The following is a 22,798-nucleotide window of genomic DNA, read 5'->3' as shown; positions in this document are numbered from 1 at the left end:
GTTCGGGTCGATATCTGCGCCGGTAAGACAATAAACGTCGAGTAGAAGTGAGTACCCACGTGGTGTACGCAATTGTCCGCGCAGGCGGCCACCAGGAGAAGGTTTCCGTAGGAGACCTCATCACCGTTGACCGTCTTCAGGCTGCCCCAGGCAGCTCCATCGAGCTTCCAGCTTTGCTGTTGGTAGATGGCGAGAAGGTAACTTCCGCAGCTGCCGATCTGGCTAAGGTCAAGGTCACCGCTGAGGTTGTAGAAAACCTTCGCGGCGAGAAGATCGTTATCCAGAAGTACAAGAACAAGACCGGTTACAAGAAGCGCCAGGGCTTCCGTGCCGCTCTGACCAAGGTCAAGGTCACCTCGATCGCCTAATTCAGGCAATCGTAGAATCCATTTTTTGTAGCGAAAGAGGCTAAAAGGCATGGCACATAAGAAAGGTGCGAGTTCCACTCGCAACGGTCGCGATTCCAACGCACAGTACCTAGGCGTAAAGCGCTACGGTGGTCAGGAAGTCAAGGCAGGCGAAATCATCGTTCGCCAGCGTGGCACCCACTTCCACCCAGGCGCCGGCGTAGGCCGTGGCAAGGATGACACCCTGTTCGCATTGGCTGCTGGCGCAGTCGAGTTCGGCACCCGTCGTGGTCGCCGCGTGGTGAACATTGTGGCTGCTGCCTGATTCAGGCATCAGGCAAATTTTTTAGTACACAAGGGGTGGGCCGATTTCGGTCCGCCCCTTGCGTGCATAGTTAGACTTTTAAGCGAGTATCCCTCGCACCCCCGTACTAGGAGTAGATGGCCCCGTGGCTGCATTCGTTGATCGCGTAACCCTTCATGTCACCGCAGGTAATGGTGGCCACGGTTGTGTGTCCATCAAGCGTGAGAAGTTCAAGCCGCTTGGCGGTCCCGACGGCGGCAACGGAGGCAAGGGCGGAGACATCATCCTGCGCGTCGACCCCCAGGTCACCACGCTGCTGGACTTCCACCACCTGCCGCACCGCAAGGCCGGCAACGGAGAACCGGGCAAGGGCAGCCTGCACCCGGGCAAGAGCGGCGAGGACCTGGTCCTCGGCGTACCTGCCGGCACCGTCATCAAGACTAAGGACGGCGACATCCTCGGCGACCTGGTCAATCCGGGCGACGAATACATCGCAGCCATCGGCGGCATGGGCGGCCTGGGCAACGCAGCCATCGCCTCGGATAAGCGCAAGGCCCCGGGCTTCGCATTGCTGGGCATCCCTGGCACCAGCCAGGACATCGTCCTGGAACTGAAGTCCATGGCCGATATCGCCCTCGTGGGCTACCCTTCGGCCGGCAAGTCCTCGCTGATCGCCGCCCTGTCCGCGGCGCGCCCCAAGATCGCCGACTACCCCTTCACCACGCTGGTGCCCAACCTGGGAGTGGTCGAAGCCGGCGAAACCCGCTTCACCGTCGCCGACGTGCCCGGCCTGATCCCGGGCGCTTCCGAAGGCAAGGGGTTGGGCCACGAGTTCCTGCGCCACGTCGAGCGCTGTGCGGCGATTGTGCACGTGCTGGATTGCGCCTCGTTGGAATCGGACCGCGACCCGATCAGCGACCTGGAGATCATCGAGTCGGAGCTGGCCAATTACGAGGCCGATTCCACCTTCGCCGGTACCGATGGCACCATCGTGCCGCTGATCGACCGCCCGAAACTGATCGCGCTGAACAAGGTCGACATGCCGGACGGCGCTGACATGGCCGAATTCGTTCGCCCGGAATTGGAGAAGCGCGGCTACCGCGTCTTCGAGATCTCCGCGCTCTCGCGTAATGGATTACGCGATCTGTCCTTCGCTATGGCTGAATTGGTAGAGCAGGCCCGTGCCGAACAGGTGGTTGAAGCCCCTGTCGTCGAGGTGCCTGTGATCCGTCCGCGCGCAGCCAAGCGCGTCGAATTCACCATCCGCCGCGAGGAGCAGAACCTTGAGCCGATGTGGCGGGTGATTGGCGAGAAGCCGGAACGCTGGATCATGCAGACCGACTTCCGCAACGATGAAGCCGTAGGCTACCTGGCCGACCGCCTGGCCAAGCTGGGCGTCGAGACCCAGCTGTTCAAGTCCGGCGCCAAGCCGGGCGACGCGGTGATCATCGGCGCGGAGGACGACGCAGTGGTCTTCGACTGGGAGCCGACCATGGCTGCCGGTGCCGAACTGCTCGGCGGCAGCCGGCGCGGCGAGGATATCCGCCTCGAGGACCGCGGCGATCGCAAGACTCGCGAAGAGAAGCGTGCAGAGCACGAGGAGCGCAAGGCCGCCAAGGCGGCCGCCCGCGCCGAGCTGGAAGCCGAACGCAAGGCCGGCATCTGGACCGAATCCGTGGACGCCAAGTACGGACGCAAAACTGCTGAACCAAAGGCAAACCAGGAGGAAAATTAAAGTATGAGTGAAAGCGCCACCAAGACAATTTCAGCCATTACCTCGCCCCACCAGCTGCCGCATGCCAAGCGGCTGGTCATCAAAGTGGGATCCAGCTCGTTGACCACGGTCAGCGGCGGGATATCGCACGAGCGGCTGAAGTTCCTGGTGGACACGCTCGCTGAAACCTTGCGCAACGGTACCGAGGTCATCCTCGTTTCCTCCGGCGCCATCGCCGCCGGCCTGGCCCCGCTCGGGTTGGCCAAGCGTCCCAAGGACCTTGCCACCCAGCAGGCCGCCGCGGCCGTCGGCCAGGGCCTGCTGCTGGCGCAGTACACCCAGCTGTTCGACGAGTACGACCAGCGCGTGGGCCAGGTGCTGCTGACCGCCGATGACCTGATGCGCCGCTCGTCCTACACCAACGCGCTGCGTTCCCTGGTCCGCCTGCTGAACCTGGGCGTGCTGCCCATCGTGAACGAAAATGACGCGGTAGCCACCCGCGAAATCCGCTTCGGCGACAACGACCGGCTCGCCTCGCTGGTAGCCCACCTGGTCAAGGCCGACGCACTGCTGCTCTTCTCCGACGTGGACTCCGTCTACGACGCGCACCCGGACGACGGTGGCAGCCGCATCACCACCATCGAGCACCCCGACGAGCTCGAATCCGTGGACCTGGGCACACCGGGTGCGGCCGGGGTGGGCACCGGCGGCATGATCACCAAGGTCGACGCCGCGACCCTCAGCTCCTCGGCAGGCATCCCCACGCTGGTGACCAGCACCGACAATGCGGCCAAGGCGCTGCGCGGAGAGGATGTGGGCACCTGGTTCGCCGCCCGCAACTCCCGGCGCTCGGCCCGCGACGTCTGGCTCGCCTACCTGGCCAACATCGAAGGCAAGCTGATCCTGGATGCCGGCGCGGTCAAGGCCATCGCCAGCGGCACCAACTCGCTGCTGGCCGCCGGCATCACCGCGGTGCGCGGGGAATTCGAAGCCGGCGACGCCGTCGAAATCTGCGATGCCAAGGGGACTCCTTTCGCCCGCGGGCTGGTGAATTTCGGCTCCCACGAACTGCCCGACATGCTGGGTCACAGCACCACGGAACTGGTGGAAGAACTCGGCGCAGGTTACGACAGGTCGGTAGTGCATGTCGATGATCTGGCTTTGATCGAACCCATTTTCTAGAATGAGGAGCATGAGTATGGACGCCGTAAACCCCGAAGCAACGACCACCGACGTCACCACCTCGGTCCATCAGCTGGCCGATCGCGCACGCCGCGCCTCGCGGATCCTCAAGCGCGCCAACCGCGACTGGAAAGACCGCGCCCTGGCCGCCATGGCGGCGCGCATCGACGAGAACCGCTCGATGATCCTGCGCGCCAACGAGCAGGACTTGGCCTCGGGCCGCGCCAATGGCACCTCCGAAGCACTGCTTGACCGGCTGAAGCTCGATGGCCCGCGCATCGACGGCCTGATCGCCGCGCTGCATGAGCTCGCCGGGCTGCCCGACCCGGTAGGCCGCGTGGTGCGCGGCGAAACCCTGCCCAACGGCCTGCGCATGCGCCAGGTCAACGTGCCGCTGGGCGTCATCGGCACCATCTACGAAGCCCGTCCCAACGTCACCGTGGACATTGCCGGCCTGGCGCTGAAGAGCGGCAACGCCGTGCTGCTGCGCGGCGGCTCGGCCGCGCTGAACTCCAACCAGGCGCTGGTCGCGGTGATCCGCGACGCGCTGGAGTCCGTCTCCCTGCCGCGAGACATCGTGATCTCGGTCGACGAGTTCGGCCGTGCCGGCGCCGACGCCATGATGGGCGCGCGCGGAAAGATCGACGTGCTCATCCCGCGCGGCGGCCGCGAGCTCATCCAGCGCGTGGTCACCACCGCCAAGGTCCCGGTCATCGAAACCGGCGAAGGCAATGTGCACATCTTCCTCGACGCGAGCGCTGACGAGGAAATGGCGGTGGACATCCTGCTCAACGCGAAGACCCACCGTCCCAGCGTCTGCAACACCGTGGAAACCCTGCTGGTCCACAAGGATGCCGCCGCCGCCCCGGCAGTGCTGCAGGCCCTGTCCGCTGCCGGCGTGAGATTGCACACGGACGATCGTGCCGCCGCACTGGTTCCGCAGCTGCAGACCATCCCCGCGGGGGAGGAGGACTGGGGCAACGAGTACCTGGACCTGGACATCGCGGTGAAGGTCGTCGACGGCATGGACCAGGCCCTGGAGCACATCCGCGCCTACTCCACCGGCCACACCGAGGCGATTGTCACCTCTTCGCTGGCCGCCTCCGAGCAGTTCGTCGCGGAGATCGACTCGGCCGCCGTGATCGTCAACGCCTCCACCCGGTTCACCGACGGCGGGCAACTGGGCCTGGGCGCCGAAGTGGGCATCTCGACCCAGAAGATGCACGCCCGCGGCCCGATGGGCCTGGCCGAACTGACCACGACCAAGTGGATCGTCCAAGGCGACGGACATATCCGGAAATAGTTTCTGACCGCCCTTTTCGGTACGATGTAGAAGAAACGTACCGTTACTTTTCGAGCCGCCGCTCCAGCCGCCCCGGCTGGTGGCACAGCGGGCTCGTGAAAACGACTGGAGAATTATCTTGAACGCGCTGATTTTGGCTTCCGAAGCCGCTTCGACCGGCATGGACCCTCACACTTTCGCTGTGATCATCGGTGGTGGCATCTTCGCAGCACTGATGATCCTGCTGCTGATCACCGTGTCCTACACCAACGTGGGCAACCGCCACGACGCCAAGCCTGAGCCAGAGGACACCCACCGCCAGTTCAAGACTCACGTACCGCATAGCCACTAGTCTTGGCAGAGCAAAAGCCTCAAGACCGCCCATTGCGCCTCGGCGTGATGGGCGGTACTTTTGACCCCATCCACAATGGCCACTTGGTCGCCGCCAGCGAGGTAGCTGCCGAATACGACCTGGATGAGGTGGTTTTCGTACCCACCGGCCAACCATGGCAGAAGGCCGATCGCCAAGTCACCAGTGCCGAGCACCGCTACCTGATGACGGTGATCGCCACCGCGTCGAACCCGCGCTTCACCGTAAGCCGCGTCGACATCGACCGCGGAGGCGCCACCTACACGCGGGACACCTTGCTCGATCTGCGTGCCCTGCGCCCGGACGCTGAGCTGTTCTTCATTACCGGTGCCGACGCGATGAGCCAGATCATGAGCTGGCGCGACATCGACCAGGTCTTCGACCTTGCCCACTTCGTTGGCGTGAGCCGTCCTGGTTACGTCATCGCGGATCTGGGCCGCGACAACGTCTCGCAATTGGAGATTCCCGCTCTGGCAATTTCCTCCACCGATTGCCGGGAACGTGTCGCCGCAGATAAGCCGGTTTGGTATCTGGTGCCGGACGGTGTGGTGCAGTACATTGCAAAATATGGGCTGTATACCGAGTCGTAACCTCACATAGGGTGGGGTAACACGGCATAATCTCTAGGTAAGGGTGACGGTATTTGTCTATGCGGTCGGGAGAAGTATCAGGATGAGCGATAACTCGCAGCCGGTTTCAAGCAGGCGAGCTCTGCGCGAAAAACGACGTGCTGAGATGGAAGCATTGCTGGCCAGCAGCAAGGCCGAACAGGAAGCCAAGAAACTCGCGTCGAAGGACGAGGACAAGGCCGAGGATTCGGCGAAGCCAGCGAAAAGCGATGCGGCCCCGCAAGCCAAGCCGGCACCCAAGGCAGAGCCTGCAAAATCGGCGCTGGCCAAGGAGCAGGAACCCAAGCCTGCCGCCAAGGAGTCCGGCGCCAAGCCGGAAGTGGCCAAGCCTGCCCCGCAGGCACCTGCCGCCAACGCCGCTCAGGCCAAGCCGCAAGCGGCGAAGCCTGCTCCGGCCAAGGTTCCCAGCGCCAAGCCCGCAGCCAAGCCGGCTGGTGCACCGCAGGCCGAAGAACCTCTGGGTGAGCGCGCATCGCTGCGCCGTGCCCGCGACCGTGAGGCATTGCGCGAGCGTCGCCGTCTTGAAGAAGAAGTCGGCGCGCTGACCACCAACATTCCAACCGTTGCCCCGGCCGAGGAGCCGAAGCCGCTGACCCGCCGCCAGCTGCGCCTGCAGGCGTTGGCTGATCAGGGCAAGGCCGAGCAGGAACCCGCCGCCGCGAAGAAGCCTGCGCCAAAGGACGATGCCCCGGAGACTACCGTCATGAGCGTCGAGCAGGCGTTGGCCGCACGCCGCGCCCATGCGCCCAAGGCTCCGGTTGATCCCAACCTGCTGGGGGAGGACGACTCCGAGATCGATCTCGAGGTTCTCGCCCACCAGCGTGAAATGGCAGCCCGCGCAGCCATCATTTCCCGCCGTGCCGCGGAGCGCGAACGGCTGCGCGTGCAGAACGCCAACCAGGGCAAGGACGACCAGGCTTCCGACCCGTTCACCGGAGCCATGGGCAACATCCGCGAGGTCGAGGACCGCATCGCCAAGACCGGCGTGCAGGGCCCGAAGACGCAAAGCGTCTCGCTGGACTTCACCGCAGGATCCAAGAAGGACGAAGCGGCACCAGCGGCTAAGAAGCCGATGGCCAAGCCGGCACCCAAGCCGGCGGCGAAGGCTCCAGCGAAGCCTGCGGCCAAGGCCCCGGCTAAGCCGGCTCCCAAGCCAGCGGCGAAGGCTCCGGCCAAGCCTGCGCCCAAGGCCCCAGCCAAGCCCGTTGCAAAACCGGCAGCCAAGCCAGCGCCGGAGGCCCCGGCCAAGCCCAAGACCCAGGCCGAGCAACCAGCTGCTGACGTCGACATGCCACGCATCGACGCGGTCAACGCGCAGGGTCTGCAGCCGCTTGACGTGCAGGCCCACGGTCTTCGCCGAGCCAACAACATGCTGATCGCGATGATCGTCGCCCTCAGTGTGGGCGGTGCCGCGTTGGTCGCTGGCCTGATCATGTTGCTTGGCAACTAGTTTTCGTAGGACAATTAGGTTCTCGATCTACACCTCTATAAGGAGACACTCCACTCAATGGGAGCACACGCAGAATCAATCGCCCTCGTGAAGGTCGCCGCGCATGCGGCTTCTGAAAAGCTGGCAGAAAACATGGTCGCGCTGGATGTTGCCGACCGCCTGGGCGTCACCGACGCTTTCTTGATTGTTTCTGGTGGGTCAGAACCTCAGGTGAACGCGATCGTCGACGAAATCGTTGCCGAGGTGCTCGACAAGTACAGCATGCGCCCAATCCGCCGCGAAGGCTTCGGCCTGGGCCGCTGGGTACTGCTGGACTACGGCGACGTCGTCGTCCACGTCCAGCACCAGGAAGACCGCATCTTCTACGCGCTTGAACGCCTTTGGGCCGACTGCCCAGTCATCGAGCTGCCTGCCGAAAACCCTGAAAACCAGTAGTAGCCCTCAATTTGCATCCTGATCAGGTAGTCATCTATGATTATGGAGTTGCCTGATCAGGGCAGCAATCCTTTTGGGGGTATGGCGCAGTTGGTAGCGCGTCTGCATGGCATGCAGAAGGTCAGGGGTTCGAATCCCCTTACCTCCACAAATTAAAATCCTGCGAGTCGGCTCGGGCCGAATCGCAGGATTTTTACTTTTCCACAGTCTGGCCGAGCCCGCCTTTGTATGCCCTGGATTCCGCGCAAGCTATATCCATGACCACCGAGACCGCCAAAGCACTGCAACAGCTCGCTGAAGCCTTCGAGCTCATCGGCGCAGCCACCGCTGTGCTTGGTGCGGGCAATTTTCCCGCCGGTCATGCTGCCTGCTACGCCAAATTAATCGAGCGTATCGCCCAGCAAACGTCCCGAGCCCAGATTCGCGCGGCGCACGCGTTGCGCCGCACCGGGGCCCACAAGCTCGACCAGTCTTCCTTCCAGGCTATCGAAGAAGCCACCGAGCACCCGACGATGCAGAACATCGAAGATGCAGCCGGTTGCACCATTACCGGCCGGACCCACTTCAGGAACACGCGTGGAATGATGCGCGACTGGCTGGATATCCCGCTGGGCACCGCCAGTGAACGGCTCATCCTTGCTGACTGCTTGCTTGGCGGCGTCGATGAGGCAGGACTGCCGACGCCCCCGTGGCTGCCCCAGCTTGCGACCGAGTTCAATGATCCTGCGTCAGACCCACGTCTGGTCCTTGCTGCCAGCAAGAAACTGCATTCGGCACGCAAGGACTTGGGCGAGGGGGAGGCCGGTCAGGCCAAGAAGGCGCAGCTTGAACGAGATTCCTTGACATTCATGCATGCAGAGCCCAAATCGGCCCGAAAGCATATCAGCGACTTGGTGGCGCAGGTGAAGGCCGGTAAGCGTTCGATCAAGGCGCTGCTGGAAAGCATCGGAATCTTCAAAAAGGGACTTCGCCATGGCCTCATCGAATATGTGTTGAAGGCGTTGCCTTCCCAAGCAGCGTATATCGAGGCGTTCTTCGCTTCGCTGGACAACCCGGCGACCGTGGCGGGCAACCGCGAGGGCTTGAAGGATGCCGAAGCGCAATTCACGGGAGAAGAAGCCCGCGATTGGGACGATAAGCAGTCCATGCCCGATTGGGCTCAAGATCATGCCGAAGGCACCGAATCCGATGACGACGATGCGCAAGCGGACACCGAGGCACCCGAAGCCACGGACCCAATCGATGCAACATGTGCCGAAACCGCAAATGAGCATGAAACTACGGAACACCAGCAGGAACCAGGCACCGAATCGGCCCCTTGGGAAGATCTGAAACCTGAACGCCGGAGGCTTATCGGGTTCATGGCACTGCTGATGAGCGATCGAACGGCAAGCCCGCCGGACAAGCAACCGGGGCTAGCTACTCCGCAGGTGAGCATCATCCTGAATTACGAGCGGATGCTGGCACAGTCATCTGATTTCGCGGTCACTTCTTCGGGAATTCAGCTATCGCCGGGCGAAGCCGGGGCAGCGTTGTGCCATGCGGGGATCTATCCTGTGGTGTTGAACGGCAAGAGCCTGCCTCTCGACTTGGGCCGGACGCAACGGTTGTACTCCAAGGCCCAACGCCGGGCGATACGGGCAGCCTACCGCGGCTGTTCCTATCCGGGGTGCGGCATGCCTGCCGAACGGTGCGAACTCGATCATCTGGACGCCTGGGAACAGGGCGGACGCACGGATATCAAGAATGCGGCCTTGAGTTGCGTAATCCATCACACGGCCCGTCATTGCGGACTGTTCCATGCGGTGAAGATCCTGCAAAGCAGACCCATGGTGCTGCTTTCACCCGAATTGGATCCCGAGCAGAAATTGCGAATCAATACCTATTTCATGACACCGGCAGAGGCGTTGGAAGCTGAAGCGTTGGCCGATGAGACCACGGCCCAGTGGCGTGCCGGAAAGCTGGATGCAGAAATCGTCGCCCCCTAGGTGTATTAACCACGGACGTTAGGAACATGCGGCGTGGCTGAGTGACAAAAAGAAGACCTCCGAGTGAAGTGGTGTTTGCGACAACATCTACGACATCCCGGAGGCCTTCATGTCCCATTCTAATGCCATCCTTGCGCCCAAAGGCAGGTTGCTGCTGGCACGGTGCATCGTGGAAGACCGCTGGCCACTGCGCCGCGCCGCCGAGCGGTTCCAAGTCTCCGTGTCCGCCGCCTCCCGCTGGGCTTCCCGCTACCGGGAGCAAGGCGAGGCAGGGATGCAGGACCGCTCCAGCCGGCCACACCATTCACCGCGCCGCACCAGCGTGCGCACCGAACGGCGGATCATCGCAGTGCGCGTAAACCGCAGATGGGGACCGGCCCGGATCGCTTTCCTGCTGGGACTGCACCCCTCAACCGTGCACAAGGTCCTCTCCCGGGTAGGGCTCTCCAGGCTGGCATGGCAGGGCCGTGCCACCGGGCAGGTCATCCGCCGTTACGAGCACGAGGCACCCGGGGACCTGATCCACGTGGACATCAAGAAACTCGGACGAATCCCTGACGGTGGCGGGCACCGGGTCATGGACCGGGCCGCGGGGCGGCGCAACAAGACCAAGACACCCCAGAACCGCCGTCCGGGCTACGCGTACCTGCACAACGCCGTGGATGACTACTCGCGGCTGGCCTACACCGAAATCCTCTCAGATGAGAAGAAGGAAACCGCCGCAGGATTCTGGGAACGGGCCAACGCCTACTTCCAAGGTGCAGGGATCACTGTGAAACGCGTACTCACGGATAACGGATCCTGCTACCGCTCGCATGCCTTCGCCGACGCGCTGGGTCCGGAGGTCAAGCATAAGCGCACCCGGCCCTACCGGCCGCAAACCAATGGCAAAGTCGAGCGGTTCAATCGCACCATGATCGAGGAGTGGGCTTATGCCCGGCCTTACCGTTCTGAGGCCGAGAGGGTGGCAGCATTCCCGCAGTGGTTAGACTATTACAACCACCGTCGTGGACATACTTCGCTGAAGGGTCTGGCGCCAGCGGACCGTGTTCCTAACCTCCGTGGGTAATACACCTAGGCTTCGGCCGCCAAGAATCGGCAGTCGAAAAGCCGGAGAACTGATCAACGCCGAAATGCGTTCGCGACTTGCCATACTTGAATGAACGAAGATCATTCAGGAGCAAAATGTCACGAGTTCAACGCCGGGCAGCGAACGCCAGAGCAGCCTATGGAATCCATCAGCCATCACATGCCTCGATGGCAGTGCGTTATATTGACGACGGCACCGTGGAATCCGCACCGGAAGGCACCGGCGCAGCCGACGCGCTGGCTTTCGGCCAATCCGGACCCCAGCGGATCGCGCTGTCGCTCTATCCGACCCCGGATAAGGCTGACATCCAAGAACTCACCGAGGCGTGGGACCTGCACCCGGTGCTCGTCGAAGACCTCGTCCACGCCCGCCAGCGGCCGAAGCTCGAACGCTACGGCGAGGTGCTTCTGCTCGTTGTGCGTTCGGCTCTGTACCTGGACGAAACCGAAGAAGTGGAGCTGTCCGAGTTCCACATCCTGGTCCGCAAAGGCGCTGTAGCTGTCCTCTGCCAGGACCGCCGATGGATCGATGGCACCGACGGCGAAGGGTTCGTCGAGTCCATCAGGAACGGGCGCCTGCGCGAGGACCAGTTGCTGCTCAAGGACCCGGAACTGCTCCGTCTGGGCGCTGAGGCAGTCCTGTACCGGATTCTGGATGTGATCGTCGATGGGTACGTCCCGGTGCTCCACGGGCTGGGTATCGACAAGGAGCAGATCGAACGCCAAGTCTTCAGCGGGGACGCTGCGGTCACCGAACGCATCTACCGATTGAGCCAAGAAGTCATCGACATGCAGCACGCGACAGCCTCGTTGCTGGAAGTGGTGCAATCGCTCGATGACGGATTCAAGAAGTACCCGGTGCCCGAAGAACTGGAAACCTACCTCCAGGATGTCACCGACCACCTCACCCGTGCGCACACCCAAGCCGTGGAATACAGGGATGCGCTCTCGCAGATCTTGAACGTGAACTCTACCCTCGTGGCACAGCGGCAGAACGAAGACATGAAGAAGATCTCGGGTTGGGCAGCCATCCTGTTCGCACCGACGCTGATCGCAGCCATCTACGGGATGAACTTCGATAACATGCCTGAACTTCACTGGTCATTCGGCTACCCGGTGGCTGTCTGCCTCATGCTCGGCTTTGCCGCAGCCCTGTATGGTGTATTCAAATGGCGTAAATGGTTCTAGGCGGAAGGCTTCAGGCAAATCCTTGCCGGACAAAATTGACTTCAAGAAATCACTGGACGGATACCGGTCGAAAGCCGGGGAATTCCGTGTCCTGCAGGTGCCAGCAGCACAGTACCTGATGATCGACGGGGCCGGGGATCCAAACACCAGCGACGCGTACCAGCAAGCCCTGCAAACTCTGTATCCCGTCGCCTACAAGCTCAAATTCGCGAGCAAGGCCCAGGGACGGGACTACGTCGTCCCGCCATTGGAAGGACTCTGGTGGGCCGAGGACATGGCAGTGTTCACCGAGCGGCGGGACAAATCGAAATGGAGCTGGACGATGATGCTCATGGCCCCTGCATGGCTCACTGGGGCCGACGTCACGCAAGCCCTGGAAGCCGCACAGGAAAAGAAGCAGCTGCCATGCCCCGAACGCATCCGCTTCGAGACGCTCCTTGAAGGCCAATGCGTGCAGACACTGCACATCGGCCCCTACGATCACGAAGCCGGAATTCTGGCCACGATGCACCACGAATTCATTCCGGCGCAGGGTTTGCGCATGACCGGCAAGCACCACGAAATCTACCTCGGCGACCCGCGCAAGGTGGCACCGGAAAAGCTTCGCACCATCCTGCGTCAGCCCGTTGAACCGGTTCAGCAGAAGGAAGACATATGGAACTGACACCGCAGAGCACCGTTGCCGACGTGCAGCAGGCCTTGGCCGAACTTGAAGACCCCAAGCACCGGGCAGTCAATGAGAAGCATGGCGACGATTTTGGCGTGAACCTGGGCAAGCTCAGAGCACTGGCCAAGGCGTTGAAAAGCAACCAGGAACTTGCCAACGAGCTCTGGGCGACGGGGGACACCGCAACCCGGCTGGTCGCGCTGCTGATCGCCAAGCCACGCAGTTTTTCACTCGACCAGCTGCAGGCCTGGAGCAAGGACGCCACCACTCCCAAGGTCCAAGCCTGGTTCCTGAGCTACATCGTCAAGAAATCCAAGCTGCTCGAAGAACTCCGCGTGCTGCTCATGGACGAGTCCGACCCGGTGCAACAGGCTGCCGCGTGGGAATTGACCGCGCACCAGGTCGTGAAGGCCCCGGAACAGCTGAATCTGGAGCAACTGCTGGACACCATTGAATCCGAGATGCGTACCGCACCGGACCGCTTGCAATGGGCGATGAATACGACGCTGGCACAGATCGGCATCGAGCATGAGCGGCTGCGCCCGCGCGCGCTGGCGATCGGCGAGTCGCTGCAGGTGCTGGCCGACTATCCGACCTCTGCCGGGTGCATTTCCCCCTTCGCGCCAATTTGGATCACCGAAATGGCAAAGAGAAAAGCCTAGGCCCGGCAATTGCGGGACCTAGGCTTCACGGAGATTTTCAGGCGTCCGCCGAATCCCCGCTCTTATCGCGCAGCGCGATCTTGGAGATCACCCAGATCGCGGCGGTCAGCCCGCCGGTGAGCAGCAGCTGGGTGCGTGCGGCTGGATCGGTCATCGCAATGGCGACAATCGCTGCCAAGAGGACGATCGTCGCGATCGACAAGCCCGGGAAACCCCACAGGCGCAACGGCAGGTGCGCACCGTCGCGGTCCGCACGACGACGCAGGATCAGCTGCGTGACGGCAATGAACGCCCAGATGACGATGATGGTCGAACCGACCACGTTCAGCAGGATCGGCATGACCGCATCCGGCCAGATCCAGTTCAGGCCCACGGCCAGGAACGAGAAAGACACCGAGCTGATGACGGACTTCGCCGGCACGCCCTTGCCGGTCACATGGGTGACGGCGCGCGGGGCGAGCTTGCGCTGGCCCAGCGAGTAAAGCATGCGCGAGGAACCATAGATGTTCGCGTTCATCGCCGAAAGCAGCGCGACCACGACCACGGCGTTCATCATGAAGCCCACGCCCGGAATGTGCATGACATCCAGCGCGGCGGCAAATGGCCCTTCGGCGACGGCCGGGTCATTCCATGGCACCAGGGCGACAATCACCAAGATCGAACCGAGGTAGAAGAACAGGATGCGCAGCATCACCGACTTGACCACGCGCTTGATGTTGCCCGCCGGGTCCTTGGACTCGGCGGCCGCGATCGAGACGACTTCGGTGCCGCCGAAGGAGAAGATGACGATCAGCACGGCCGCGGCAATCCCTGCCATGCCGCCGGGGGCGAAGCCTCCGTGGGCGGCCAAGTTGGCAAAGCCCACCGGTTCAGGGGTGGGAATCACGCCCGCCAGTACCAGTGCGCCGAAGGCCAGGAAGGCGATGATCGCCGCCACCTTGATCACGGCGAACCAGTATTCGAAACGGCCGTAGTTGCGCACGCCGAGCAGATTCGCCCCGGTGAGGATCACCACGAAGCTGAGCACCCAAGCCCACTGCGGGAATGCGGGCACCCAACCGGCGGTAATGGCGGCGGCCCCGGTGGCTTCTGCGGCGATCACCACGACCAGCTGGACCCAGTACAGCCAGCCCAGCGTGGAGCCGGCGCTGCGGCCCATGGCCTGGCCGGCGAAGGTCGAGAACGCACCCGAGGAGGGGTTCGCGGCAACCATTTCGGCAAGCATCGCCATGATCACGATGATCACGGTGCCGGCGATCAGGTAGGAGACCAGCACCGCCGGTCCGGCAATGGAGATCGCCTGGCCGGACCCGACGAACAGGCCAGCGCCGATCGCGCCACCCAGGCCCATCATGGAGATCTGGCGCTGGGTCAGCCCGGCATGCAGCTGCTCGGGGGCTTTGACTGCGCTCACGCGGTGGCCTCCTGCACGGCTGGCAGGGCGGCGAGCACGCGGTCGACATCTTCCGCGGTACCCGAAGAGATCCGCAACCCGTCACCGGGGAAGGCGCGGACCACCACGCCGCCGGCTGCCAGCTTGGCTTCAAGCCCAACGGTCGCCTCGCCGGCGTCCACCCAGACGAAATTCGCCTGCGACTTCACGACCGGGTATCCGGCGGCGGCCAGGGCATCGTGCATGCGTTCGCGCTGGGCGACGACTTCCTCGATGCGCACCGACAGTTCGTCGATGGCGGCCAGCGAGGCCACCGCCGCGCGCTGGGCCAGGTCGGTGACGCCGAACGGCACGGCGACCTTGCGCAGGTTCGCAGCGACGTCCAGCGGGCTGATCGCGTATCCCACGCGCAAGCCGGCCAGCCCATAGGCCTTGGAGAAGGTGTGCAGCACCGCCACATGCGGGTACTTGCGGAACAGCTCGATCCCGTCGGCCCGCACGGCCGAACGGTCGAAATGCACGTAGGCTTCGTCGACGACGACCAGCACATTGCGCGGCACAGCGTTGATGAAGGCGTCCAGGGCCTCGGCCTGCACCACGGTGCCGGTCGGGTTGTTCGGATTGCAGATGAAGATCAGCCGGGTCTTCTCGGTGATGGCGTCCAGCATGGCTGGAAGATCGTGTCGGCATTCGGCATCCAGCGGCACCTCGACGGGGGTGGCCCCGGCGATGCGCACCAGCGAGGGGTAGGCCTCGAAGGAGCGCCACGCGTACATGACCTCGTCGCCTTCGGCGGCCACTGCATGGATGATCTGGGCCGCGACCTCGACCGATCCGGCACCCAGGGTGATGTGCTCGGCCGGGATGCCGAACTGCGCGCTGAGCGCGCCGGTCAGTTCGGGTGCCGCAATGCTCGGATAGCGGTGGATGGTGGCCAGGCCGTCCTGGATGCTGTCCAGCACCGATGGCAACGGCGCATGCGGCGACTCGTTGGATGAAAGTTTCGAGGCTCCAGCGGCTGCGGGCTTTCCTTGCTTGTAAGCGGGCACATCCTGCAAGGAGGGGCGCTGGTGAAGGGTCATGAGGTTCCTCTCTGACTGCCAGAGCTACACGGGGCCGGCAATCGTTCGTATGGCAAAGCCGTGGTGCGTGGTCAGCGGTGGCCCTGCTCATATCCTCGCGTGTCGCGATTCACAAGCATCGACTGTAGGTTGATTGAATCTGCCGGCGCAATCGCCACCCCTGTTCCTATGCAGGCTGCATAGCGTTCTCCGCCAAATAACCCATTTTACTGGTCAATCTGCCCACTCTTTTCCACATCGGCCTCGCTCCTAGCGCACGCTGCGACCAGTGGCAGGGTTCTCCCCTGGAAATGCTCGTGCAGGGCGAAAGACGATGAGGTCCTTGCCACACCTGGCACCTTGTTGATCCGGTTGAAGATTTCCTGCAGGTCCTCGGGGGTCCGGGCCACCACGCGCAACTGCAAATCCGAGCTGCCGGTCACGGTGTACATGTCGACGATCTCCGGGATGGATTCCTCCAGCGCGGTCGCCACCGGGTCATGCCCATAGCGCTGGATGATCTCCACCTGGCAGAACGCGACCAGCGTGTAGCCGAACCCGGCAGGCTTGATCCGCGGGATGATGCCCTGGATGACGCCGGCCTCGTGGAGCCGGGCCAGCCGGCTACTGATCGTGCCGCGGGCAACACCCAGGCGCCGGGCGCACTCCATCACCGGCAGCATCGGCGATTCGGTGAGCAGTTCGATCAAATCCGCGTCCAAGCGGTCAATGCGCACGGTAGTCCTTTCGACAAGTCGGTCCAATGCTCCAAGGCTAGCGGTGAATGCTGGGCGCACTCGATGAAAATAGCCCAATTGTTAGCCGCGACACAGGCTAGGCTGATGCCATACGGATCCTGAAGGAGTACAGATATGGGCAAGACGCCTCTTGAATCGGTAGCCGGTTTGCATGTCCTGATCACCGGGGCGGCGCAGGGGATGGGCTTGCTCTTCGCCAAGCAGGCCTGCCGCGAAGGCGCGGCGCGCGTGGTCATCTGGGATATCGACACGGCAAGGCTCGACGCGGCCGCAGAAGAATTGCGCCGGCTCGGCGGCACTGTCGAGGCGTACGTGGTGGACCTTGCCGATCCGGCCCAGATCCACCACTACGCAGCCGAAGCGGTTGAGCGCGGGGGAATCGACGTGCTGGTCAACAACGCCGGTGTGGTAACCGGCACGTCCTTCGCGAAACACCGCACCGCGCAGATCACCGCGACCATGCAGGTCAACGCACTGGCCCCGATGTACTTGACCCACGCCCTGCTTCCGCAGCTGGGGCGGCGAGGCAAGGGCGGGGTGCTGACCCTGGCGTCGGCGGCCGCATTGGTGTCCAACCCGAACATGAGCGTCTACGCCGCTTCCAAGGCCGCGGCTCTGTCCTTCAGCGATTCGCTGCGCCTCGAGCTGGAGGACAACGACCAGATCGCCGTGAGCACGATTTGCCCGACCTATATCAGCACCGGCATGTTCGCCGGCGCCAAATCGATGCTGCTGACCCCGATCCTCGAACCGGAAGCGGTGGTGGACCGTGCCTGGCGGTCGATGCTTGCGGGCACCCCGCTGGTGCTGATGCCCTGGACCAGCAAGCTGGGCCAGCTGCTGCGCGGCGTGCTGCCCCGAGCGGCGTGGGATTTCGTGGCCAGCAAGGTCATCGGCGTGTACCACTCGATGGACGAGTTCACCGGGAGAACACCGCGGGACGCCCAGGTGAATCGGGGCTGAAAATTAGCTGGCTCATCTGTTGCCAGCGAGTCTGAAAGGGTAGTTTGGGAGCATCGCCCAGCTAGGAGGACCGTCATGCAAAAGCTCACCGTCAATCTATGGATGCAAGGCAATGCCGATGAGGCGGGGGAGTTCTACGCCCGTGCCTTGCCCGAGGCAACGACCGAAATCGAATCGCGCTACCCGAGCGAGGGACTGCTGGAATTCCAGCAGCCACTTGCCGGCAAGCCGCTGACAGTGTCCCTGTGGGTGCGCGGAACGAAAATCACGCTGATCAACGCGGGCCAGGAATTCAAGCCCAATCCCTCCATCTCGATCATCCTGGTCTTCAACACCGGCCAGCGCGAGTCGCTCGACGCCACCTGGTCCGCGCTGATGGAAGGCGGCGCCGCGCTGATGCCGCTGGATGCCTACCCCTTCAGCACACGCTACGGCTGGGTGAACGACAAATACGGCGTTTCCTGGCAGCTGATGGAAACCAGCGAACTGGTCGAGCCCCGCGCGTCGGTGATTCCCTCGCTGATGTTCGGCGGCGCCGCGCAGAACCGGGCGGCCGAGGCCATTGAGTTCTACGGGCAGGTGCTCGGCGCGAAGCTGGATAGCGCCGTCCCCTACGGTGAGCCGACCGAATCCGCGACCGCCGAAGCGCTGATGTACGCCCAATTCACCCTCGGCGCGGATTGCGTGGCGGCCATGGACTCGGGTGTGCCGCAGGACTTCAGCTTCACCCCCGGCGTCTCGCTGGAGTGGCCATGCGACGGCCAGGCGGAGATCGACCGCGTCTGGGATGCGCTGTCCGCGGTGCCCGAAGCCGAGGCCTGCGGCTGGCTCACCGACAAATTCGGGGTGAGCTGGCAGATCGTGCCGTCGAACATGGGCGAGTTGATGGAGCGCCCCGGCGCATTCGAGAATATGCTGAAAATGAAGAAACTGGTGATCAACGACTTCTAGCGGGGAACAATGGGCGGCGCTGCACGGCGGGCGGTAGTGGCAGGAGCCAGCGGGTTCATCGGCGTGCGGCTGATCGCGCAGCTGCGCGAGGACGGATACGAGGTGGCGGTGATCGGCCGCGGCGAGAAGTCCGATGCGCAGTGGAGCGATGGACCGGCGCTGGCGGCACTGGTCGACGGCGCGGATCTGCTGGTGAACCTGGCCGGGAAGAATGTCGGCTGCCGCTATCATGATGCGGCCCGCAACGAGATCCTCGCCTCGCGGGTGGACACGACCCGTGCGCTGCATGAAGCGGTTAGCCGGGCCGCGGATCCGCCGCAGCTGTGGCTGAATGCGTCAACCGCGACCATCTACCGGCACAGCATGGATGCGCCGAACACCGAAGCCGACGGCCGGATCGGCGAAGGCTTCTCGGTGGATGTGGCACGCAATTGGGAACGCGAGTTCTTCCGCGGCCAGCTGCCCACGCGCCGGGTGGCCCTGCGCATGGCGATCGTGCTCGGCGATGGCCCAGCCACGCGCAAGCTGCTGGCCATTGCACGGCTGGGACTCGGCGGCGCGCAGCACGATGGCTGGTGGCCTGCGCATCGTCGGTACCGCGGCATCGGAGAAGACCCGAGCGGATCCGAACGCAGCGGCTGGCATCGCACGCGCGGCAACCAGCGCTTCAGCTGGATCCACGTGGATGATGCGCTTGGCGCGATCAGACATATCATCGAGCACCCCGAAATCTCCGGGCCGGTCAATCTCAGCTCGCCGTACCCGGTAGCCAATCGGGAACTGATGGCCTCGCTGCGCCGCGCCGCAGGCAGGAAATTCGGCTTGCCCGCGTATCGATGGATGCTGGAACCGGCCATGTTCGTGCTGCGCGTGGAACCCGAAATGCTATTGAAGTCCCGATGGGCGCTGCCTGGCGTCCTGCAGGACAGCGGCTACGAATTCCGCTGGCCGCACCTGGACGCGGCACTGGAAAACGTCGCCGGGAATCTGGCCGGAAAAGAACTTTAAGGACGCGTATTGGCACCGAGGATCCGCCGCTTCACCCTGCCCGAGCTGGCTGCTGGCTACCGCGGCGATCTGGCGGAGGACTATGTTGAACTGCTGCACTTCAAGGATTTCGATGCACCGCTGGCGGCCGATGGCGCGCGGCTGGAGGAATGCCGGTTCAGCCGCGTGCAGGTCGAGGCTCTGCGCAACGCCCGGCTGATCCAGTGCGAACTCGAGCACGCCGGTGCGCCCGCCCTGCAGGCCGCCGGGGCGTTCATCAACGACGTGCGGGTCACTCACAGCCGCTTCGGTTCCGCGGATTTCGCCGAGGCGCAGCTCGATGGCGTGGTCTTCGAGAACTGCAAGTTCGGCTGGCTGAACCTGCGCGGCGCCACGGTGCGCGATGTGCTCTTCCGCAATTGCCAGTTCGACGAAATCGATCTGGGCGGGCAGATCCAGCGCCTGGGCTTCGCCGATTCGCGGGCCGGGCAGATCAACTGCCACGGCGCGCAACTGCGCGAGGTCGACCTGCAGGGGCTGGATTTCATCGACGTGGACGGCGTCGACGGGTTGCGCGGCGCGCAGGTCAGCACGTTGCAGCTGGGCCTGCTGGGCGAGGCGATGGCCAGCCACCTGGGGATCAAGCTAGGTAGTTGATTTGCTCGTGGCCGGCTGCCAGCTGCGCGGCGGTTTCGGACAGCAGGTGCTGCATGGCCACGGCCGCGCGGGTCAAAGAGACATCGCGCCGGTGCGCCAGTCCGATGGTACGGGCCAGAGGTTCGCGCAGGGCAATGGAGCGCACGCCTGGGGCGTCCAGCGCCACCGTCGCCGGGACCATGGCAACACCGAGTCCGCGGTGGACGAAGCGCAGCACCGCGTCCATTTCCCCGCCCTCAACGACGATGTTCGGCATCAGGCCGGCAGACTTGTACGCGGCAGCGGTGCTGGCTCGCAGGTCGTAGCTGTGCGCGAAGACCAGTTGCGGCACTGGCGCCAGCGCAGGCAGGTCGACTTCGCTGCCGGCAAGATGCGGGTGCTCCAGCGAATCGATGACCACCAATTGTTCTTCCAGCAACGGTAGGTTTTCCAGATGGCTGCCGTTCACCGCGTGCTCCGAGGTCACGATAAGCGCCAGATCCAATGCGCCGCCATCGAGCTGCTCCAGCAGCTTGTGCGATCCCGCTTCGAACATTTGCAGCTGCACCCCGGGGTAGCGGGTGCGGAAGATCGACAGCGCTTCGGCCACCAGCGATACGCACAGTGACGGAGGCGCACCGAGGCGAACCCGGCCACGGCGCAGCCCTGCCAGATCAGCCATTTCGGTGCGGATGGATTCCTCGTCGGCCAGCATCCGGCGTGCACGGGGCAGCAAGGCCTGTCCGGCGGCGGTGAGCGTGATGTTGCCGCGGGCGCGGTGGAACAGCTCGGAGCCCAGCTCCTGCTCCAGCGTGGCGATCTGCCGGCTCAGTGAGGGCTGGGTCAGATGCAGCTGCTCAGCGGCACGGGTGAAGTGCCCCACATCGGCGATGGCGGTGAAGCCGCGCAATTGCTCTAGGTTCATGATGCATAGCCTACTGCTATGGACATCATGTGAATAATTCATTGGACGTATTCTTGGCGTGGGTCGATGCTGGAAAACATGAGAAATGAACAGCAGATATCCACTTCCGTACTGGTCATCGGCACCGGCGGTTCCGGCTTGCGCGCGGCCATCGAGCTGGCCGAGGCGGGCACCGATGTGCTGGCCGTGGGCAAGCGCCCGCGCTACGATGCGCACACCGCGCTGGCAGCCGGCGGCATCAACGCGGCGCTGGGCACGATGGACGCCGAGGACAGCTGGCAGCAGCATGCGGCGGACACCATCAAGGAGAGCTACTTCCTGGCCGATCCGCGCACCGTGCAGGTGGTCGCCGAGGGCGCGGCCCGCGGCATCGAGGACCTGGAACGCTACGGCATGAACTTCGCCCGCGAAACCGACGGCCGCATCTCGCAGCGCTTCTTCGGCGCCCACAAGTTCCGGCGCACCGCCTTCGCCGGGGACTACACGGGGCTGGAAATCCAGCGCACCCTCATCAAACGGGCCGAGCAGCTACAGGTCCCGATCCTCGACACCGTCTACATCACTGAACTGCTCACCGCCAAAGGCCGGATTTTCGGCGCCTACGGCTTCGACGTCAACGATGGCACCGGCTACCTCATCCACGCCGACGCGGTCATCCTGGCCGCCGGCGGGCACAACCGCATCTGGCGCCGCAGCAGCTCGCGCCGCGACGAGAACACCGGCGACTCGTTCCGCCTGGCCGTCCAGGCCGGCGCCCGGCTGCGCGACCCGGAACTGGTGCAGTTCCACCCCTCGGGCATCATCGAACCGGAAAGCGACGCCGGAACCCTGGTCTCCGAGGCCGCGCGCGGCGAAGGTGGCATCCTCACCAATGCGCTGGGCGAACGCTTCATGGCCCGCTATGATGCGAAGCGCATGGAGCTGTCCACCCGCGACCGCGTCGCATTGGCCGCCTACACCGAAATCCGCGAGGGCCGCGGCACCGAAAACGGCGGAGTATGGCTGGACGTGTCGCACCTGGACCGCGAGGTCATCATGAAGCGGCTGCCGCGGGTCTATCAGACCATGATGGAACTGCAGATGCTGGACATCACCGAACAGAAGATGGAGATCGCCCCGACTGCGCACTACTCCATGGGCGGGGTGTGGGTGGATCCGCTGACGCATGCCACCGAGGTTCCCGGGCTCTACGCCATCGGCGAGGCTTCCTCCGGGCTGCACGGGGCCAACCGGCTGGGCGGCAACTCGCTGATCGAACTGCTGGTCTTCGGGCGCATCGTGGGGCAACACGCGGCGCAGTACTCCGCGTCGCTGGCCGCCCAGCCACGCTCGGCCCAGGCCGTCACCGCGGCCCGCACCCACATCGCCGAGCTGCTCGGATCCCGGGGCCAGGAAAACGTGCGCAGCCTGCAGCGCGCCATTCGGGACCTGATGACTGAGCATGCCGGGGTGGTGCGTGATGAAGCGGGATTGCTGGCAGGCCTGGCGAAGCTGGAGAGAATCGAGCAGCGCATGGAGAACGTAGGAATCCACCCGGACATCGCCGGCTACCAGGACCTGGCGCACGCCTTCGACTTGCAGTCCGCGGCGTTGGCCGCCCGCGCCACGCTGGAAGCGGCGCTCGAACGCCGCGAAACCCGCGGCTGCCACAACCGCAGCGACTACCCGGCCATGGACCCGGCCCTGCAGGTGAACCTGGTCTGGTCGCCGAGCACCGGGATCACCCGCGAAGCGATTCCCGAGGTCCCGGAGCAGATCGCGGAACAGATCACCGAAGTCTCCCAGGAGGGCAAGCTGGTCGAGTAACGATTTCACCC

Annotated in this window: 23 protein-coding genes and 1 tRNA gene; 20 read left to right on the top strand and 4 right to left on the bottom strand. The window is 63.9% G+C overall.

Annotation, left to right across the window (positions count from 1 at the left end; translation table 11 throughout):
• The first annotated feature begins 59 nt into the window (after window positions 1–59).
• The 15 genes from rplU (at window position 60) to ATK23_RS05945 (ending at window position 13,307) form a co-directional block, all read left to right on the top strand.
• Entirely contained in the window at window positions 60–368 is a 309-nt protein-coding gene (gene rplU, locus ATK23_RS06015; protein WP_022875304.1) for a 50S ribosomal protein L21, read from the top strand.
• Between the two features lie 49 nt (window positions 369–417).
• Window positions 418–672, top strand: coding sequence for a 50S ribosomal protein L27 (gene rpmA / locus ATK23_RS06010; RefSeq protein ID WP_013349162.1), 255 nt, complete (start codon window positions 418–420; stop codon window positions 670–672).
• A gap of 124 nt (window positions 673–796) precedes the next feature.
• Window positions 797–2,386, top strand: coding sequence for a GTPase ObgE (gene obgE / locus ATK23_RS06005; RefSeq protein WP_066138591.1), 1,590 nt, complete (start codon window positions 797–799; stop codon window positions 2,384–2,386).
• A 3-nt stretch (window positions 2,387–2,389) separates the two neighbouring features.
• Entirely contained in the window at window positions 2,390–3,547 is a 1,158-nt protein-coding gene (gene proB, locus ATK23_RS06000; protein ID WP_066138588.1) for a glutamate 5-kinase, read from the top strand.
• 16 nt (window positions 3,548–3,563) lie between these two features.
• A complete protein-coding gene (locus ATK23_RS05995) occupies window positions 3,564–4,850 on the top strand; it encodes a glutamate-5-semialdehyde dehydrogenase (protein ID WP_100339247.1) in 1,287 nt (428 codons plus the stop codon).
• A gap of 118 nt (window positions 4,851–4,968) precedes the next feature.
• Window positions 4,969–5,181 carry a hypothetical protein gene (locus ATK23_RS05990; RefSeq protein ID WP_038990848.1) on the top strand — a complete coding sequence of 71 codons (213 nt, stop codon included), beginning with the start codon at window positions 4,969–4,971 and terminating at the stop codon, window positions 5,179–5,181.
• Between the two features lie 2 nt (window positions 5,182–5,183).
• Window positions 5,184–5,789, top strand: a complete 606-nt coding sequence (gene nadD, locus ATK23_RS05985) for a nicotinate-nucleotide adenylyltransferase (RefSeq protein WP_083515442.1) — start codon at window positions 5,184–5,186, stop codon at window positions 5,787–5,789.
• Between the two features lie 82 nt (window positions 5,790–5,871).
• Window positions 5,872–7,278: an RING finger protein gene (locus ATK23_RS16265; RefSeq protein WP_157066324.1), complete on the top strand. Its 1,407-nt coding sequence runs from the start codon at window positions 5,872–5,874 to the stop codon at window positions 7,276–7,278.
• Window positions 7,279–7,335: 57 nt separating this feature from the next.
• Window positions 7,336–7,713: a ribosome silencing factor gene (rsfS, locus tag ATK23_RS05975; protein WP_066138576.1), complete on the top strand. Its 378-nt coding sequence runs from the start codon at window positions 7,336–7,338 to the stop codon at window positions 7,711–7,713.
• A 75-nt stretch (window positions 7,714–7,788) separates the two neighbouring features.
• Window positions 7,789–7,861: transfer RNA gene (locus ATK23_RS05970), tRNA-Ala, on the top strand.
• A 109-nt stretch (window positions 7,862–7,970) separates the two neighbouring features.
• Window positions 7,971–9,701 (top strand): HNH endonuclease signature motif containing protein, encoded by a 1,731-nt coding sequence (locus tag ATK23_RS05965; RefSeq protein ID WP_066138573.1) that lies wholly within the window; start codon window positions 7,971–7,973, stop codon window positions 9,699–9,701.
• A gap of 109 nt (window positions 9,702–9,810) precedes the next feature.
• Window positions 9,811–10,770: an IS481 family transposase gene (locus tag ATK23_RS05960; protein ID WP_066138570.1), complete on the top strand. Its 960-nt coding sequence runs from the start codon at window positions 9,811–9,813 to the stop codon at window positions 10,768–10,770.
• A gap of 116 nt (window positions 10,771–10,886) precedes the next feature.
• Entirely contained in the window at window positions 10,887–11,978 is a 1,092-nt protein-coding gene (locus ATK23_RS05955) for a magnesium and cobalt transport protein CorA (protein WP_066138567.1), read from the top strand.
• A 22-nt stretch (window positions 11,979–12,000) separates the two neighbouring features.
• Complete coding sequence (locus tag ATK23_RS05950) at window positions 12,001–12,642, top strand: GyrI-like domain-containing protein (protein ID WP_066138564.1); 642 nt, start codon at window positions 12,001–12,003, stop codon at window positions 12,640–12,642.
• A complete protein-coding gene (locus ATK23_RS05945) occupies window positions 12,633–13,307 on the top strand; it encodes a DNA alkylation repair protein (protein ID WP_066138561.1) in 675 nt (224 codons plus the stop codon). Before ATK23_RS05950 ends, ATK23_RS05945 begins: the two co-directional genes overlap by 10 nt.
• Before the next feature lie 37 nt (window positions 13,308–13,344).
• On the opposite strand, the gene ATK23_RS05940 is transcribed toward ATK23_RS05945, so the two are convergent.
• The 3 genes from ATK23_RS05940 to ATK23_RS05930 all read right to left on the bottom strand — a co-directional run bounded on the left by ATK23_RS05940 (window position 13,345) and on the right by ATK23_RS05930 (window position 16,525).
• Window positions 13,345–14,721 (bottom strand): amino acid permease, encoded by a 1,377-nt coding sequence (locus ATK23_RS05940; RefSeq protein ID WP_066138557.1) that lies wholly within the window; start codon window positions 14,719–14,721, stop codon window positions 13,345–13,347.
• Complete coding sequence (gene hisC, locus ATK23_RS05935) at window positions 14,718–15,782, bottom strand: histidinol-phosphate transaminase (RefSeq protein ID WP_066138554.1); 1,065 nt, start codon at window positions 15,780–15,782, stop codon at window positions 14,718–14,720. The genes ATK23_RS05940 and hisC overlap by 4 nt, the downstream gene beginning before the upstream one ends.
• Before the next feature lie 206 nt (window positions 15,783–15,988).
• Entirely contained in the window at window positions 15,989–16,525 is a 537-nt protein-coding gene (locus ATK23_RS05930) for an Lrp/AsnC family transcriptional regulator (protein WP_245858309.1), read from the bottom strand.
• Window positions 16,526–16,633: 108 nt separating this feature from the next.
• On the opposite strand from ATK23_RS05930, the gene ATK23_RS05925 reads away from it, so the two are divergent.
• The 4 genes from ATK23_RS05925 (at window position 16,634) to ATK23_RS05910 (ending at window position 20,077) form a co-directional block, all read left to right on the top strand.
• Window positions 16,634–17,482 carry an SDR family NAD(P)-dependent oxidoreductase gene (locus ATK23_RS05925; RefSeq protein ID WP_066138548.1) on the top strand — a complete coding sequence of 283 codons (849 nt, stop codon included), beginning with the start codon at window positions 16,634–16,636 and terminating at the stop codon, window positions 17,480–17,482.
• Window positions 17,483–17,557: 75 nt separating this feature from the next.
• The gene (locus ATK23_RS05920; RefSeq protein ID WP_066138546.1) at window positions 17,558–18,433 is read left to right on the top strand and encodes a VOC family protein; all 876 of its coding nucleotides are present in this window, start codon (window positions 17,558–17,560) and stop codon (window positions 18,431–18,433) included.
• A 9-nt stretch (window positions 18,434–18,442) separates the two neighbouring features.
• On the top strand, window positions 18,443–19,441 hold the full coding sequence (locus ATK23_RS05915; protein WP_066138544.1) for an epimerase: 999 nt from the start codon (window positions 18,443–18,445) through the stop codon (window positions 19,439–19,441).
• Between the two features lie 9 nt (window positions 19,442–19,450).
• Complete coding sequence (locus tag ATK23_RS05910; protein ID WP_066138541.1) at window positions 19,451–20,077, top strand: pentapeptide repeat-containing protein; 627 nt, start codon at window positions 19,451–19,453, stop codon at window positions 20,075–20,077.
• Here ATK23_RS05910 and ATK23_RS05905 read toward each other — a convergent pair.
• On the bottom strand, window positions 20,061–20,981 hold the full coding sequence (locus ATK23_RS05905; RefSeq protein ID WP_066138537.1) for a LysR family transcriptional regulator: 921 nt from the start codon (window positions 20,979–20,981) through the stop codon (window positions 20,061–20,063). The two genes, ATK23_RS05910 and ATK23_RS05905, sit on opposite strands and share 17 nt — an antisense overlap.
• Window positions 20,982–21,059: 78 nt before the next feature.
• Here ATK23_RS05905 and ATK23_RS05900 point away from each other — a divergent pair, with 78 nt between their 5' ends.
• Window positions 21,060–22,787: an L-aspartate oxidase gene (locus ATK23_RS05900; RefSeq protein ID WP_066138536.1), complete on the top strand. Its 1,728-nt coding sequence runs from the start codon at window positions 21,060–21,062 to the stop codon at window positions 22,785–22,787.
• Window positions 22,788–22,798 lie beyond the last annotated feature (11 nt).

Origin of the sequence: Glutamicibacter nicotianae (genome assembly GCF_002797775.1) — a bacterium.
In the GTDB taxonomy this organism is placed as follows: domain Bacteria; phylum Actinomycetota; class Actinomycetes; order Actinomycetales; family Micrococcaceae; genus Glutamicibacter; species Glutamicibacter nicotianae.
This window is presented reverse-complemented; position numbering and strand designations above follow the sequence as displayed.